Raw genomic sequence first — 15,640 nt, 5'->3', positions numbered from 1 at the left:
CAGGCGTTCCGGCCATTTTGTGTGCAAGCGACGTGCCAGCAGTGCTGACGCTTTCGATCGTCAGCCATGGACCGCAACGCCCGCGGCGCCCAGCCGCGGCATGGATTCCACTCGGCATTTCAAGTGTAACGGCATTCCGATCTTGCTATGCTGTGATGGTGCGACCGCCGCTGCGGCACGTCAATACGATCCGAAGTGTGCCGCCGCGTTTTTGAGCCTGCCATGCATGGGGAATGAGCTTGCCCCGTCGCCGCGTCAAAACGACTATGCGGCGGCGCGAAAGTCGGAGGCGAAATCGCGATGGACGAACGTCAACCGGCAAGTCGTGCTTCGCTCTACCGAAGCTGGCCGCGCTATGAGGCGGCTGACAAGGGTTTCCGGAACTACTGGTACCCGGCGATCGAGTCGCGGAAGCTCGGCAAGAAGCCTATGGCCGTGAAGGTGGTCGGCGAGCCGATCCTGCTGATGCGCGACGGCGACAAGGTGCGTGCGCTACACGACCGCTGCCCGCATCGCGGCGTGCCGTTGTCGGCGGGCCGCAACGAATTTCCTGGCACCATCTCGTGCATCTATCACGGCTGGACGTATCGTCTGGCGGATGGCGAGCTTTGCGCGGCGCTGACCGACGGGCCCGACTCGCCGATCTGCGGCAAGGCGGTCGTGCGCGTGAAGACCTATCCGGTCGAAGAGCGCGCCAACATCATCTGGGTCTATGTCGGCGATCAGCCTGCGCCGCCGATCGAAGAAGACGTGCCGGAAGAGTTCCTCGCCGAGGACGCCGTCGTCATTCCGATGATCGAACTGCGCAAGGGCGACTGGCGCTATGCCATGGAGAACGCGGTCGACGAGGCTCATGCGCGCTATCTGCATCGCAAGACGCCGTTCGCGTTCTTCCGGCTGTTCCCGGCCTACCAGACCGACGTGCAGATGGTGCCGAGCGAGGATGGCAAATGGTTGCGCCGGCTGAGCAAGCCGGTGTTTGGTCCGCAGAACTACCCGGGTGTCGGCACGTGGCCGCGCGATGGCTTCTGGCGCAAAGCCGGCGGCCAGGTGATCGTCGGCAAGGCGCGGCTGCCGGGGGTGTTCTATGTCGGCCACAAGAACTGGCAGGATTTTCAGTTCTTCACGCCGGTCGATGAGCAGCACCATCTGATGTGCCAGATCGCGGTCCGCCGGACCAAGGGCCTCGGTGCGCTGTGGTGGAAGCTCCGCGTGTGGAGCTACATCCAGCTGTTTCATCGCATCATGCTCAATCGCTGGGAGGACGGCTTTATCGTCGAAGCGATGGACTGCCCGCCGGAGCGGCTGTTCCGGCCGGACGTCGCGATCGTGGCATGGCGGCGCTGGTGCGATCTGCATGCGCGCGGGCTCGACGGCGAGCGCGCCGCAAAGGCGGAAGCCGAGGCCGAGGATGGCGGCGCATCCGTCGCTTCCGGCGATGCAGCGTCGAGCCAGCAGGCATCCAAGGCGGAGCTGACGTGAGCTCGCGGCACTCGTCGATGCTTTCGAACGCGCGATGAAGATCCTTGTCACCGGCGGTGCAGGCAAGCTCGGACAATGGGTGGTCCGCGCGCTGAAAGCTCAACAGCATGACGTGACGGTGTTCGACCGGCAGCCGTCCGGCGAGCCGGCCAACCGTGAGATCATCGGCGACATCGAAGACCTCGATGCGGTCACGGCTGCGGCCGCAGGTGCCGAGGCCATCATCCACCTCGCCGGCATCCCGACCCACAGCGTCGTGCCCGACAATGACACCTTCCGCATCAACGCCATGGGCGCCTTCAACATCCATGAGGCGGCGCGGCGCAACGGTGTGCCCCGCGTGGTCAGTCTCAGCAGCGAGGCGGTGCTCGGCTGGGCGCCAGGTTCGTTTGAACGCGAACATCTGCCCGACTATCTGCCGATCGATGAAAACCATCCATGCCAGCCGCAGGATTGCTACGGCCTGTCGAAGCAGGTGCTGGAAAGCGTAGGCCGCGCCTTTTCGGCGCGTTGTGGCATGGTGACGGTGTTCATCCGCGCGCCGTGGGTCATGTCGCCCGACGAGCTTGAAACGTTGCGAAAGAACAACGGCCGAATGATCAAAGATTTCGGTCTCTACCATTACATCGATGCGCGCGACCTCGCCGAGGCCTGCCGTCTTGCGGTCGAGGTGGAGTTGAGCGGTGCGCAGGCCGTGTATGTGGGCTCAGGCGAGACCACCGTATCGGTGCCGCTTGCCGAACTCTATCCGAAGCTTGCGCCCGATATCGGCGATCGCGCTGCGGCGCTCACCGGCGCGCTGGCGCCGGTGTCCAACGAGCTGGCACGGCGGTTGCTCGGCTGGAGCCCAAAACATTCGTGGCGCGGCGACAGTTCTTCCTCATCCGCAAAGCCCGCCGCGCGGTCCAAGCGCATCGGACAGGAGACACCATGAATCTCACGAAAACAGCGTGGCTCGTGACTTCGGCGTTCATCTTGGCTTTGGTCGCCCTCGCGCCTGCCGTTGCGCCGGCACAGGACAAGCCCAAGATCCAGCTCCGCGTCGGCACCTTGCGCATCGCGGCGCAAACCGACGCCTGGGTGGCGCAGCAGCGCGGCTTCTTCGCCAAGCACGGCATCGAGGCGACGCTGACGCCATTCAACACCGGCGCCGAATCGATCCCGGCGATGCAGGGCGGCGCCATCGACGTGCTGCTGTCGATCCCGGGCATCGGCATGATCGCGATGGAGCGCGGCCTCGATATCGTGCCGGTATTCCAGGACGAGAGCGCGCATGCGACGCCGCCGGATTCGGCGAGCGTGCAGGTGATGGAGAACTCGCCGATCAAGACGATTGCGGACCTGCGCGGCAAGAAGATCGGGGTCGGCGGGCTTTCGACGCAGAACACCATCGCGGTGAAGATGCTGCTCGACAAGGCCGGGGTCGATCCAGCCTCGGTGCAAATGTCCGAAGTGCCGTTCCCGGCGATGATGAATGCGCTGAAAGCGGGCCACGTCGACGCGGTGGTGCCGGTCGATCCGTTCACCACCCAGCTCCGTCATTCCGGCGGCCGGGTGATCTCCTGGAATTATGTCGAGGCGATCCCAGAGCAGCCGCTTGGTGTCTGGTTCGCCAAGGGCTCGTTCTTGAAGTCCAATCCCCAGGCGATCGACGGCTTTATCGCCGCGATGAAGGAGTCGATCAATTATCTGCATGCCGACGACAAGCGGGCGCGCGACGAGATCGCGGCCTACACCAAGCTCGACCGCGGCATGCTCGAAAACATGCCGCTGATCGGCTGGAACTATCAGGTCAAGCTCGACCGCTGGCAGGCGGTGATCGACATGATGGTGAAATACGGCGGCATGCAGCCGAAGAAGGCCGAGGACTTCATGACGGCACAGCTGCGACCATTCGTCATGAAGTAGATATTCAATCCATAGTAGAGGGCGACAACGGCGCAGCAGGCATGACGTTCGGCGTTGCAGAACATGACGACAGCGCCGCGGGAAGCCGCTAAAATGGCCGTAACAATCCCCCTTAGAGCCGGAGTCCGCCATGTCGACCGCCGTTTCCGCCAAGTCTCATCCCAAGCCCGCCCAGGTGCTCAAGGACGCCGATTTCAACTGGGAAGACCCGCTTGGCCTGGACGGCGATCTCACCGAGGACGAGCGCATGGTGCGCGACAGCGCCCGCGCTTTCTCCCAGGACAAGCTGATGCCGCGGGTGCGGTTGTCTTGGCGTGAGGAGAAGGTCGACAAGGACCTGTTGCCGGAAATGGGCGCTCTGGGCCTGCTCGGCCCGACCATCCCGGAGGAGTACGGTGGCGCGGGCCTCGGCTATGTGGCCTATGGCTTGATCGCGCGCGAGGTCGAGCGGGTCGATTCCGGCTACCGCTCAACCCTGTCGGTGCAGTCTTCGTTGGTCATGCACCCGATCTATGCCTACGGCACCGAAGCGCAGAAGAAGAAGTATCTGCCCAAGCTTGCCAAGGCTGAGCTGATCGGCTGCTTCGGCCTCACCGAGCCGGATTACGGCTCTGACCCGGGCTCGATGGTGACGCGCGCCGAAAAGGTCGCGGGCGGCTTCAAGCTGAACGGCGCCAAGATGTGGATCTCGAACGCGCCGATCGCCGACATCGCCATCGTCTGGGCGAAGCTCGAAGGGAAGATCCGCGGCTTCATCGTCGAGCGCGGCACCAAGGGCTTCTCGACACCGAAGGTGGAGGGCAAGCTCAGCCTTCGCACCTCGGTCACCGGCGAGATCGTGCTCGAAGACGCCGTGGTGCCGGAAGAGAACCTGCTGCCGAACGTATCGGGCCTTGCCGGCCCGTTCGGCTGCCTCAACATGGCGCGCTACGGCATCGCCTGGGGTGCGATGGGCGCGGCCGAGTTCTGCTGGCATGCGGCGCGGCAATACACGCTCGACCGCAAACAGTTCGGCAAGCCGCTTGCGTCCAATCAGCTGGTGCAGAAGAAGCTTGCCGACATGCAGACCGAGATCGCGCTGGGGCTTCGTGGCGCACTTGCGCTCGGGCGCATGCTCGAAGCCGGCAAGGCCGCGCCGCCGTCGATCTCGCTGATGAAGCGCAACAACACCGGCAAGGCGTTGGACATCGCCCGCGTCGCCCGCGACATGCACGGCGGCAACGGCATCTCGGATGAGTTCCACGTGATGCGCGTGATGTGCAACCTCGAGACCGTGAACACCTACGAGGGCACCCACGACATCCATGCGCTGATTCTCGGCCGCGCTCAGACCGGAATCCAGGCGTTCATGTGATCAGCTAGCGCGTGGACCTTCATACGTTTCTTGTTCTGCTCGCCACGGGTGTCGGGGGCGGCATGATGGCCGCTCTCGTCGGCGGCGCGTCGGTCATCACGTTTCCGGTGATGCTCGCGGTGGGGCTGCCGCCGGTCATCGCCACCGCGTCGAATCTCGTTGCGGTCAGCGGCGGAAATTTTCTCGCGGCGATGACCGACCGCGGCAATCTTCCGCCGTTCAATCGTGCCTTTGTCGGGCTCATCGCCGCGTCGCTGAGCGGTGCGGTCATCGGTGCGGTGCTGCTGCTCGCGACGCCGACGCGGATGTTCGAACAGCTCATTCCGGTGCTGCTCGGGCTCGCCACCATCCTGTTCGGCTTTGCACGCCAGATCACGCAATGGATGCGCGCCCGCGCCAAAGCGCGAGGTGAGGCGGAGTGGAAAATCAGCGTCACCAGCGTGCCGCTGGTTCTGCCGATCTCGATCTATGGCGGCTATTTCGGCGCGGGCGCCGGCACCTTGCTGCTGGGTGTGCTGACGATAGCGACCGAAGGCGATTACCGGCGCGCCAATGTCGCGAAGAACCTGGTGTCGAGCCTTAACACGGTCGCGGCGTCAGTCTGGTTCATCATCCACGGTGCGGTGAGTTGGCCGCAAACCCTGTCGATGATGCTGGGTTGTCTCGCCGGCGGCTTCTGCGGCGCGCATCTGTCGCGCCGCGTCCCGCAGCAGTTCATGCGCGTGCTGGTGATCTTCGTCGGCGCGCTGCTGACCGCGATTTTTGCCTGGAAATATTGGTTCTGAACGGCCAGCCGTCATTCCGGGGCGCGGGCGAAGCCCGCGAACCCGGAATCCAGTTAAGTAGGCAGTCCCGATGTTCTGGATTCCGGGTTCGCTCGCTTTCGCGAGCGCCCCGGAATGACCGCGGCGTCAGAGGCGCTTCGCCAACTCCACCATCCGCTTAGTCATGGCGCTGTTCGCATCGTTCATCGGATCGCAGACGGAGAAATGATTCTTGCCCGGGATCGCCTCGTAGCGGGTCTCGACGCCTTTGGCGCGCCAGGCATCGGCGATGGCCTTGCTGTGACGCAGGAATTCCGACGACTCATCGCCGCCGACCACGGCGTCGAGCACGCGGCCGGCGCCGACGGGCCAGAACAGCGGCGAGATGCGTTTGGCACTCGCCGCATCCAGCTTGAACTCGGCGTTGCCCGACAGATGCGTCAGCACTTCGAGATCGTAGAGGCCTGAGATCGCATAGCCGACGGTCGTCAAATCGGCCGGCGCACTTGCGTCGAGCTTCTTCCAGTCCGTCGCCATCATGCAGGCCGCCAGGTGCCCGCCGGCCGAATGGCCGCTCACCATGATGCGCTGGCCGAGCTTCTTCCATAGATGTAGGCACGCGGCCTGGGTCTGCTCGATGATCTGGCCGATGTTGACCTGCGGCACCAGATCGTAGCCCGACACCGCGACGGCGACGCCGTGGGCGTTCATGCCGCGCGCCACCTGGCTGAAGCTTGACGGCTCCAGCGACCGCCAATAGCCGCCGTGGATGAAGAGCACGAGTGGGGCTTTGCCGCCGCCGCTCGGCTTGAAGATATCGATGGTCTGGCGCGGCGAGGGGCCGTATTTCAGGCCGATCTCGGCGCGGCCTTCCTTCGCGGCTTCGTCCCGATAGGCGGCGCCTTCGCGCACCCAGCGCTCGAAAATTTGCGGATGTTCGGGCACCAGCGCGCGGTTGTTGTACTCAGCCTCGTAGTTGTTTGTCATGAAACGCTCCCGCCGACAGCACTGTCGGCGGGAGATTGAGGCATCGCTGCGTGCGAGGCAAGTTTACCGCTTGAGCTGCGCCTTCAGCGTTTCGGCCACCGCGCGGTCGAACGAATCCGCGGGCTTGGCCGGCGCGTTCTTGCGCTGCTCCATCACATAGGCATCGCGCTTCTTGACGAGCGCGGCCATGCGGTCGTTGAGCGTCTTGCGTTCGGTGGCGTTCTTGTCGATCGCGGCCCGGCGTTGCTCGGGCTTCAAGGCGCGGAGGTTGTCCGGCAAATCGTCGTCCTTGACGCTGTCGAGCTTCTGGCGGCCCGAAGCCACGTCGGCGACGAGATCGCCGCGGCCGGTCACGGCTTCGTTCATGCGCCCGCCGCTCTTGTTGAGATAGCCGGCCATCTCGGAGGCGACCGAACGCGGCGCTGCGGCAAGCTGGCTGGTTTTCTGTTCGATGCTCGAGCGCTGCGCGCGCGGTCCATATGGGATCACCGTGCCGTTGATCCGGCCCTGCAGTTCGATGATCTCGGTGTCCCACGGCGTCTCGATCACGAGAATCTGGCCGCCGTCCTGTGGGATCGGGATGAAGCGGCCGTCGCCGCGCTGCGCGATCTCGCGCCAAACGCGTTCGGTATCGCGGGCGCCGCCGGCCTGCACGGCGTTGACGACAATGCCGCGCTCGCGCGCCATGCGGACCACCTCGGGGTATTTGGAGTCCTGCTTGTAGTCCATGTGCGGCGGTGCATCGCCCACCAGGAACATGATCCGGCAGATTTCCGAGCCCTGCGTCCAATTCAGCTTGGTGACGCCGATCTCCAGCGCCTCGTTGACGCTTTCCGGCCAGTCACCGCCGCCATGGGCCTTGAGCTCCAGGAGATTGGCGTAGAGGTCCTGGATGTCGGTGGTGAGGTTGAACGTCTTGGTGACGTATTCGTCGCCGATGTCGCGATAGGCGACGAGGCCCATGCGGATTTCGGCGGCGGGATTTTCGTCGACGATGGCGGTCGCGATCGACCAGATCTTGCGCTTGGCGCCTTCGATCAGCGGGCCCATCGAGCCGGTGGTGTCGAGCACGAAGGCGACTTCGACCACGGGCTTGCCGAGACGCTTGATGTCCGGCTCGGCCGGATCGGCGAAGGCGGCTGTGAATGTCAGTGCGGCAGCAAAGGATGCGGGCGCGAGCGCCCGCGCGATATGAGACAGCATGGACGTTTCCCTCCGGGGTGGCCTTCCGACGGCGGAAAGGATTCCTGCCGTTCGCGACGCGCCGTGGTCCGGATTGCGGCCGGTCACCGGCTGGATGGGGGCGGATTGCGCCTTGGAGATGAATGCCCGGACAGGCGCTGCAGAATTGCTGGGCCGATGTTGTTCCAATTGCGGCGCAGGGCTATCACTGCGACATGAAGGTCAATGGCACGCACACCCGCACGATCTGGCTCGAATCCGATGGCTGGTCGGTCGGTATCATCGACCAGACGATGCTGCCACATCGCTACGCGACGCTGCGGCTGACCACGCTCGCCGAGGCCGCGCATGCCATCAAGTCGATGCAGGTGCGCGGCGCTCCGTTGATCGGTGCCGCCGCGGCTTACGGCATGTGCCTTGCGTTGCGCGCGGATGCCTCCGACGAGCACATCGAGAAGGCCTACGCGGTGCTGCATGCGACGCGGCCGACCGCGATCAACCTGAAATGGGCGCTCGACGAGATGGCGGCGGCGGTGCGCAACCAGCCGCGCGGGGCACGCGTCGCGACCGCCTATCGCCGCGCGGCAGAGATTGCCGACGAGGACGTGGCGATCTGCCAGGCCATGGGCCGGCACGGACTGAAGCTGATCGACGCGATCGCGGCGCGCAAGAGCGGCCAACCGGTCAATGTGCTGACCCATTGCAACGCCGGCTGGCTTGCCACTGTGGACTACGGCACCGCGACCGCGCCGATCTACGCGGCCCACGACAGCGGCATTCCGATCCACGTTTGGGTCGACGAGACCCGGCCGCGCAATCAAGGTGCCTCGCTCACCGCCTGGGAGCTTGGCCATCATGGCGTGAAGCACACCGTGATCGCCGACAACACCGGCGGTCACTTGATGCAGCATGGCATGGTCGATCTCGCGATCGTCGGCACCGACCGCGTCACTGCGCAGGGCGACGTCTGCAACAAGATCGGCACTTATCTGAAAGCGCTGGCCGCCAAAGACAACGGCGTGCCGTTCTATGTGGCGCTGCCGTCGCCGACCATCGACTTCACGGTGACCGACGGCATCGCCGAGATTCCCATCGAGCAGCGCGGCGGCGAGGAGCAGTCGACCATGACCGGCCGCACCGCCGACGGCCGGATCGAGACCGTGCAAGTGGTGCCGGATGGCTCGCCGGTCGCGAACTATGCATTCGACGTGACACCGGCGCGGCTCGTCACAGGACTGATCACCGAGCGCGGTGTGTTGAAGGCCTCGCGCGAAGGCTTGCGGGCGGCATTTCCGGAGCGGGCAGGAGAGAACTGATGCGGTTCGGCAAGCTGGCGGCGCTGGGGTTTGCGGCGTGGCTCCTCTCGACTCCGGCGTTCGCTGACGAACAGGTCAAGCCGATCCTCGACAGCGCCGAGAAACTCAAGCCCGATGCGATCAAGTTCTGGGAGCAGCTTGTCAGCATCGATTCTGGCACCGGCGACGCCCAAGGCATCAACGCGGTCGGCGCGATTGCGGCTGAAGAGCTGAAGAAACTTGGCGCTTCGGTCGATCTGGTGCCGAACGAGCACGCCCTGGCGGGGGACAACATCGTCGCGACGTTCACCGGCACTGGTCAGGGCAAGATCCTGCTGATGGCGCACATGGACACGGTGTTCGCCAAGGGCTCGGTGGCCAAGCGTCCATTTCGCATCGAGGGCGGCCGCGCCTATGGGCCGGGCGTGTCGGACGACAAGGCCGGCGTCGTGATCGGTCTTACGACACTGAAGATTCTCAAGGAGCTGAACTTCAAGGACTATGCGCGCGTCACGCTGCTGCTCAACACCAACGAGGAAACCGGCTCGCGCGGTTCGCGAACGTTGATCGAGAGGCTCGCGAAAGAGCACGACGTCACCCTCAACCTCGAGGGCGGCCGCGCCGGAGACGGCATCACGATCTGGCGCAAGGGCTCGGGCACCATCAAGGTCGAGGTCAAGGGCCGTGCTTCGCACGCGGGTGCGTCGCCGGAGCTCGGACGCAACGCGGTGATGGAACTTGCGCATCAAGTGCTGCAGCTCAGCAAGCTTGCGGATGAAACCAAAGGCACCACCGTCAACTTCACGGTGGTGAAGGGTGGCGACCGCAAGAATGTGATCCCGGACTATGCCGAGGCCGACGCCGACGTGCGGGCCGTGGTCTCCGAAGAATTCGACAGGGTCGAGCACGATCTTGCCGCGACGATCAAGAACAAGCTGATCGCCGACACCGAAGTGAAGGCAACGTTGACGCGGACCTTTCCGGTGATGCCGCAGAACGCCCAGATCGACGCGCTCGCCACGATGGCGCAGCGCATTTATGGCGAGCTCGGCAAGACCTTGGCCCTTGGCGGCTCGGGTGGCGCCGCGGATTCAAGTCTCGCGGCCGGCGTGTTCAAGCCGACGCTCGATGGGCTCAGCATGATCGGCGCCAACCCCCATACCGACCGGGAGTATGCCGTGGTCGACAGCATGGTGCCGCGGCTCTATCTGTTGACCCGGATGGTGATGGAGCTCGGCCGCAAGCCATGAACGTGCCGCTCGGAAAATTTGCCGAAGTTCCCGTCGACGGCCGTCAGTCCGAGACGGCGCTGAAGATCGCGCGCGGCACCGCGCGGCTTCTGCATGCTCACGGCTATTACGTGGTGAGCGAACTGCCGCTCGCCTCGGGCCGGCGCGCCGATCTCGTTGCACTCGGCCGCGACGGCGAAATCTGGATCGTCGAGATCAAATCGTCGGTTGCCGATTTTCGCGCCGACCAGAAGTGGATGGACTACCGGCTGCATTGCGACCGGCTGTTTTTCGCCACCACGGTCGAGGTGCCGTGCGAAATCTTTCCGCAAGACACCGGGTTGATCGTGGCCGATGTTTTCGGCGCCCAGATCGTATGCGAGGCTCCCGAGCATCGGCTGCATGCCGCGACGAGAAAAAGCATGACGTTGAGCATTGCGCGGGCTGCGGCGCTCCGCCTGCAAGCGCTGGCCGATCCGGCGGGGGTCTATCAGGGCGAACTCTAGTTCCGGATTAACGGTTCTCTTACTAAAATCTGAAAGATTTCCGGCCGTCCAGCCTATGTCAGGGAACGGACGCGAGCGCCCATGCCGACAGCTCAATCCGAATCCCAACCGCCGCTTCACAACAGTGGCCTGTTCAAAGGCTGGAACAGTCTCGCCTGGCGAATCATCTTGCCGGTCCCGATCACGCTCATCATCGTGGTCGGTGCGATCTGGGCGACCATGCCGCGGCTGATGGAAAGCGCGGCGGTGCACGACGCCTTCCTGTCCAACGAGCAGGTCGCGGCGCAGTTCAAGATCATCCGCGGCTACTATTCCGAGAACGTCGTCAACAAGGTGCTGCAGACCGGCGCCGTGAAGGCATCGCACGATCATCGCGGCCACGAGGGCGTCATACCGATCCCCGCGACGCTGATGCACGATCTCAGCGCCTTGCTGGCGTCGAGAGACACATCGATGTCGCTCTACAGCAGATATCCATTTCCCGGCCGCAAGGATCGCAAGCTCGACGATTTCCAGAACGAGGCCTGGGATTTCCTCGTGGCGAATCCGAAGGAGGTTTTCTCCCGCGAAGTCGTTCTCAACGGCCGGCACGTGGTGCGCACCGGCGTGGCCGACACCATGTCGGCGCAGTCCTGCGTCAACTGTCACAACTCTGATCCCAACTCCCCGAAGCGGGACTGGAAACTCGGCGATGTCCGCGGTGTCCTCGAAATCGCGACTGTGATCGATCCGCAGATCGCCCATGGCGAACGAGTCAGCAACTTGATCGTGCTCTGCGCCATCATTGCCGGCATTCTACTTTCGGCGCTGACCTACTGGGCGGTTCGCGGTGTGACGCGGCCGTTGCGCAAGCTCGTCATCGCGATGGAGGGCCTCGCCAGCGGCAGCTTCGACGTGACGCTGCCGGGCCTGAACCGCAAGGACGAGGTCGGTGCGATGGCGAATGCCGTCGAGCAATTCAAGGTCCGCGCCATCGAGCGCGCCAAGCAGCAGGCGGAGCAAGAGGCCGGGCAACGTCGGGCCGCGGCTGAAGAGCGGCGCAGTTCGATGCGACGTCTCGCCGACAGCTTCGAGGCCGCCATCGGCAATATCGTGAACTTCGTGTCGCTGGAATCGAAGGGCCTCGAGGCTGCGGCCAGCACCATGAAGGGCATCGCCGATTCGACCAAGGAGTTCGCCGATGTCGTCGCGCGTGCCTCGGGCGACGCCTCCAGCAACGTCAACTCGGCCGCCAACGCGGCAGGCGATCTGGCCAATTCGGTGTCGGACATCAGCCGCAAGGTGCGTGAGTCGAGCCAGATCGCCGGCGACGCGGTGCGTCAGGCCGAGAAGACCGATGCCCGCATCACGGCGCTATCGGATGCCGCGACCCGCGTCGGCAACGTCGTCAAGCTGATCACTGACATTGCCGAACAGACCAACCTGTTGGCGCTGAACGCCACCATCGAGGCGGCGCGCGCCGGCGAGGCCGGCCGCGGCTTCGCGGTGGTTGCAGCCGAGGTCAAGACCTTGGCGACGCAGACCGCCAAGGCAACCGAGGAGGTCACGGTCCAGATCGCCGAGATGCAAACCGCGACCGCGGATTCGTTTGCCGCCATCAAGGAGATCGGTTCGACCATCGGCCGCATCTCGGACATCGCGACTTCGATAGCGGCGGCGATCGAGCAGCAGGGCGCCACGACGTCGCAGATTGCGGACGGTGTGGAGAGCGCGGCGCGCAGCACCGAGCACGTCGTCACCAATCTCGGCAACGTCAACCGCGCCGCGAGCGAGAGCGGCACTGCGGCCGAACGGGTGTTTGCATCCGCGCATCTCCTGGCCCAGGAAGGCGGCAAGCTGAAGCTCGAGGTCGACAAGTTCCTCGGCACCGTCCGCGCGGCGTAGCGCGGCGTCATTCCGGGGCGCGCCGAAAGGCGCGAACCCGGAATCCAGAACATCGGGATTCTTTGCTTATCTGGATTCCGGATCGCCGCTACGCGGCGTCCGGAATGACAGCGAGGTAAAGGCAGCGACAGCCCTTCCGCGCTTGCCTATACTCCCGCGGCGTTACGTTCTGTCGAACCATAAAAATGCTGGGAGGTCGTCGATGAGGCTGGTGCTTGCTGCGCTCATTTCGCTCGCCGCCAACGTGGCGCTGGCGCAGGATTCTGTGCCGACGATTGCGTATGACTCGGTGCCCAATCTTCTGAAGCTGCCGGACGACATGCACCTCGGTGAGGCGGCAGGCGTCGCGGTCAATTCCAAGGGACACATCTTCGTCTATGCGCGCGGCGGCTCAAGCGCGGGGCCGGCTTACGGCAACACCGCATCGCAGCTGCTCGAGTTCAATCCCAACGGCAAGTTCGTGCGAGAGATCGGCAAGAACCTCTATGCCTGGGCCTTCGCCCACACGGTGCGGATCGACAAGGACGATAACATCTGGGCCACCGACAAGGGCTCGGACATGATCATTAAGTTCAACCCGCAAGGGCGCGTGATGATGGTGTTCGGCAGGAAGTCGGAGGCCTCCGACACCGAGGCCAAGCCTCACGAGCGCAATCTCGAAAAGCCCTTGCCGCATCAGGACGGCCGTTTCCGCCAGCCGACCGACGTGGCCTGGGGACCGGATGGCACGATTTACATCTCGGACGGCTATGTGAACTCCCGCGTCGCCAAGATCAGCAAGGAGGGCGATTGGATCAAATCCTGGGGCCAGAAGGGCAAGGGCCCCGGTGAGTTCAATCTGGTGCACAGCATCGCGACCGACGTCAAAGGCAACGTCTATGTCGCTGACCGCAACAACCGCCGCATCCAGGTGTTCGACGGCGACGGCAACTACCAGCGCGAGATCAAGATCAACGTGCCGTTCGACGAGAACGCCCGGCCCGCGATCGGCGACAAGCCGAACCTGACCAATTATCTGCAGACCGGCGGCAGCTTTGCGCCGGGCGCGCCGTGGGCGATCTGCATCACGCCGCCGCCGAATCAGGTGCTGTACAGCGCGGACTCCTATCCGGGCCGCATCTACAAGCTGTCGCTCGACGGCAAGGTGCTGGGCGTGCTCGGTTCATCGGGCAAGCAGCTCAAGCAGTTCGGCTGGATCCACGAAATCGCGTGCCCGTCGGAGAACACGCTGTTCGTCGCCGAAATCCTGAACTGGCGGGTGCAGAAGCTGATCCTGCACCCCGAAAGGACGGCGAACCGGTGATGCGGAACACCCGAAGCGTCAGCTTGCTGGCGGGGGCGCTGGCCGCGGCATTTGCCGCGGCACCGGCCCCGTTACAATCGGCCTGGGCTCAACCGGCCGACCTGCTCGCCGGCAAGACCGTGACGCTGATCATCGGCTTCGGCACTGGCGGCGGCTACGACCTGTGGGGCCGCACCGTCGCACGCCACATCGCCAAGCATCTGCCGGGCAAGCCCACGGTGGTGCCGCAGAACATGCCGGGCGCAGGCTCCTATGTGGCGGCAAGCCACCTTTACGGTGCGGCGCCCAAGGATGGCACAATGTTCGGCATCATCGCCCGCGATGCCGCGTTGGGGCCGCTCAGCAACGCGCCCGGCGCGCGCTTCGATCCGACGAAGATGTCGTGGCTCGGCAGTCCCACGCGTGAGCACAATGCCTGCATCGCCAACAGCTCGGCGAAGGTGAAAAACGCCAACGATCTGCGCGACAAAGAGCTGATCCTGGGCGACACTGGGCCGGGCACCGGCACGCGGTCCTATCCCAAAGTGCTGAACGACCTGCTTGGCTACAAGTTCAAGCTCGTGTCCGGATTCCGTTCGTCGGCCGACGTGTTCCTGGCCATGGAGCGCGGCGAGGTTGAAGGAATCTGCGAGAGCCTCGACAGCATCAATCAGAGGAAGCCCGACTGGATTGCGAACAAGGTCGTCAACGTGCTGCTGCAGGCCGGCGCCGACTCCCGCCCGGAGTTGAAAGGCGTGCCGAATGTTCTGAACCTGGCGCGCACCGGCGAAGAGAAGCAGCTCCTGGAATTTCTCTACGCCGGACAGGATATCGGCCGGCCGTTCGTGGCGCCTCCAGGCCTGCCGCCGGAGCGCTTGAAAATGCTGCGCGACGCCTTTGCGGCGACGATGAAGGACCCGGAGTTCGCTGAGGATGTCCGGCGCAGCAAGCTCGATCTCGAGCCGGTCGATGGCGCAGGCCTGGCCGAGCTGATTGCCAAAATCTACGCGACGCCAAAACCGATCGTCGAACGCGTCAGCAATCTCATCAAGTGACGATGCCGCAGTCATTCCGGACGCGCTGAAGGCGCGATCCGGAAATCCAATTACATCGGCAGTCTTTGCTTATCTGGATTCCGGGTTCGCGAGCTACGCTCGCGCCCCGGAATGACGGAGACGCATGAAGGCATTCGTTAGCGCGGCGCGCGTTTGGCCAGGATGCGCTGTAAGGTGCGGCGATGCATGTTGAGCCGCCGTGCGGTTTCCGAAACATTGCGGCCGCACAGCTCGTAGATGCGCTGGATGTGCTCCCAGCGCACGCGGTCGGCCGACATCGGATGCTCCGGCGGCTCGGCCTTGCGGCCTTCGATCGCGAGCAGTGCGTTGACCACGTCGTCGGCGTCGGCCGGCTTCGAGAGATAATCGACTGCGCCCATCTTCACGGCGTTCACCGCGGTGGCGATGTTGCCGTAGCCGGTGAGCACAATGGCGCGAGCCTCCGGCCGCCGTTGCTTGAGCGCCGAAACGACGTCGAGCCCGTTGCCGTCGCCGAGTCGCATATCGACCACGGCAAACGCCGGGGCGGATGCCTCGACCTGCTGCAGGCCTTCGCCGACCGATTCAGCGGTCCGTACCTCAAAGCCGCGGGCCTCCATGGCCCGCGCCAATCGTTGCAGGAAGGACTTGTCGTCCTCCACGATCAGCAGGGTCCGCTCGGTGGCGATAACCACGGGCGGCGACGACATTTCGGTCATGGTCATGCTCATGT

General features: G+C 64.4%; 14 protein-coding genes. 11 read left to right on the top strand and 3 right to left on the bottom strand.

Annotated features, from left to right (window positions below):
- Positions 1-300: 300 nt before the first annotated feature.
- From RHPLAN_RS37680 to RHPLAN_RS37660, 5 genes are all read left to right on the top strand, one after another.
- The gene (locus tag RHPLAN_RS37680) at positions 301-1,482 is read left to right on the top strand and encodes an aromatic ring-hydroxylating dioxygenase subunit alpha (protein ID WP_068030075.1); all 1,182 of its coding nucleotides are present in this window, start codon (positions 301-303) and stop codon (positions 1,480-1,482) included.
- 34 nt (positions 1,483-1,516) lie between these two features.
- Positions 1,517-2,416, top strand: coding sequence for an NAD-dependent epimerase/dehydratase family protein (locus tag RHPLAN_RS37675; protein WP_068030071.1), 900 nt, complete (start codon positions 1,517-1,519; stop codon positions 2,414-2,416).
- On the top strand, positions 2,413-3,390 hold the full coding sequence (locus RHPLAN_RS37670; protein ID WP_068030065.1) for an ABC transporter substrate-binding protein: 978 nt from the start codon (positions 2,413-2,415) through the stop codon (positions 3,388-3,390). The genes RHPLAN_RS37675 and RHPLAN_RS37670 overlap by 4 nt, the downstream gene beginning before the upstream one ends.
- A gap of 130 nt (positions 3,391-3,520) precedes the next feature.
- Positions 3,521-4,744: an acyl-CoA dehydrogenase gene (locus RHPLAN_RS37665; protein ID WP_084246342.1), complete on the top strand. Its 1,224-nt coding sequence runs from the start codon at positions 3,521-3,523 to the stop codon at positions 4,742-4,744.
- A gap of 11 nt (positions 4,745-4,755) precedes the next feature.
- On the top strand, positions 4,756-5,529 hold the full coding sequence (locus tag RHPLAN_RS37660; RefSeq protein ID WP_068030063.1) for a sulfite exporter TauE/SafE family protein: 774 nt from the start codon (positions 4,756-4,758) through the stop codon (positions 5,527-5,529).
- 126 nt (positions 5,530-5,655) lie between these two features.
- Here RHPLAN_RS37660 and RHPLAN_RS37655 read toward each other — a convergent pair whose 3' ends face one another.
- Both RHPLAN_RS37655 and RHPLAN_RS37650 read right to left on the bottom strand, forming a co-directional pair.
- Positions 5,656-6,495 carry an alpha/beta hydrolase gene (locus RHPLAN_RS37655; RefSeq protein ID WP_068030061.1) on the bottom strand — a complete coding sequence of 280 codons (840 nt, stop codon included), beginning with the start codon at positions 6,493-6,495 and terminating at the stop codon, positions 5,656-5,658.
- Positions 6,496-6,558: 63 nt separating this feature from the next.
- A complete protein-coding gene (locus tag RHPLAN_RS37650; RefSeq protein WP_068030059.1) occupies positions 6,559-7,698 on the bottom strand; it encodes a vWA domain-containing protein in 1,140 nt (379 codons plus the stop codon).
- Between the two features lie 194 nt (positions 7,699-7,892).
- On the opposite strand from RHPLAN_RS37650, the gene mtnA reads away from it, so the two are divergent.
- From mtnA to RHPLAN_RS37620, 6 genes are all read left to right on the top strand, one after another.
- Positions 7,893-8,993 carry an S-methyl-5-thioribose-1-phosphate isomerase gene (gene mtnA, locus RHPLAN_RS37645; RefSeq protein ID WP_068032495.1) on the top strand — a complete coding sequence of 367 codons (1,101 nt, stop codon included), beginning with the start codon at positions 7,893-7,895 and terminating at the stop codon, positions 8,991-8,993.
- Entirely contained in the window at positions 8,993-10,222 is a 1,230-nt protein-coding gene (locus RHPLAN_RS37640) for a glutamate carboxypeptidase (protein WP_084246340.1), read from the top strand. Before mtnA ends, RHPLAN_RS37640 begins: the two co-directional genes overlap by 1 nt.
- Positions 10,219-10,707 carry an MmcB family DNA repair protein gene (locus tag RHPLAN_RS37635; protein WP_068030056.1) on the top strand — a complete coding sequence of 163 codons (489 nt, stop codon included), beginning with the start codon at positions 10,219-10,221 and terminating at the stop codon, positions 10,705-10,707. The genes RHPLAN_RS37640 and RHPLAN_RS37635 overlap by 4 nt, the downstream gene beginning before the upstream one ends.
- A 168-nt stretch (positions 10,708-10,875) precedes the next feature.
- Positions 10,876-12,591 carry a methyl-accepting chemotaxis protein gene (locus RHPLAN_RS37630; RefSeq protein ID WP_198164651.1) on the top strand — a complete coding sequence of 572 codons (1,716 nt, stop codon included), beginning with the start codon at positions 10,876-10,878 and terminating at the stop codon, positions 12,589-12,591.
- Positions 12,592-12,793: 202 nt separating this feature from the next.
- Positions 12,794-13,894 (top strand): peptidyl-alpha-hydroxyglycine alpha-amidating lyase family protein, encoded by a 1,101-nt coding sequence (locus RHPLAN_RS37625; RefSeq protein ID WP_084246338.1) that lies wholly within the window; start codon positions 12,794-12,796, stop codon positions 13,892-13,894.
- Entirely contained in the window at positions 13,894-14,928 is a 1,035-nt protein-coding gene (locus RHPLAN_RS37620) for a Bug family tripartite tricarboxylate transporter substrate binding protein (RefSeq protein WP_068030043.1), read from the top strand. Before RHPLAN_RS37625 ends, RHPLAN_RS37620 begins: the two co-directional genes overlap by 1 nt.
- 137 nt (positions 14,929-15,065) lie before the next feature.
- Here the strand turns inward: RHPLAN_RS37620 and RHPLAN_RS37615 are convergent, their stop codons facing one another.
- Positions 15,066-15,617 carry an ActR/PrrA/RegA family redox response regulator transcription factor gene (locus RHPLAN_RS37615; RefSeq protein WP_084246751.1) on the bottom strand — a complete coding sequence of 184 codons (552 nt, stop codon included), beginning with the start codon at positions 15,615-15,617 and terminating at the stop codon, positions 15,066-15,068.
- Between the last annotated feature and the right edge of the window lie 23 nt (positions 15,618-15,640).

The organism is Rhodoplanes sp. Z2-YC6860 (assembly GCF_001579845.1).
Classification (GTDB): Bacteria; Pseudomonadota; Alphaproteobacteria; order Rhizobiales; family Xanthobacteraceae; genus Z2-YC6860.
Note: the sequence above shows the minus strand (reverse complement) of the source record. Positions and strands in the feature narration are given on the sequence as shown.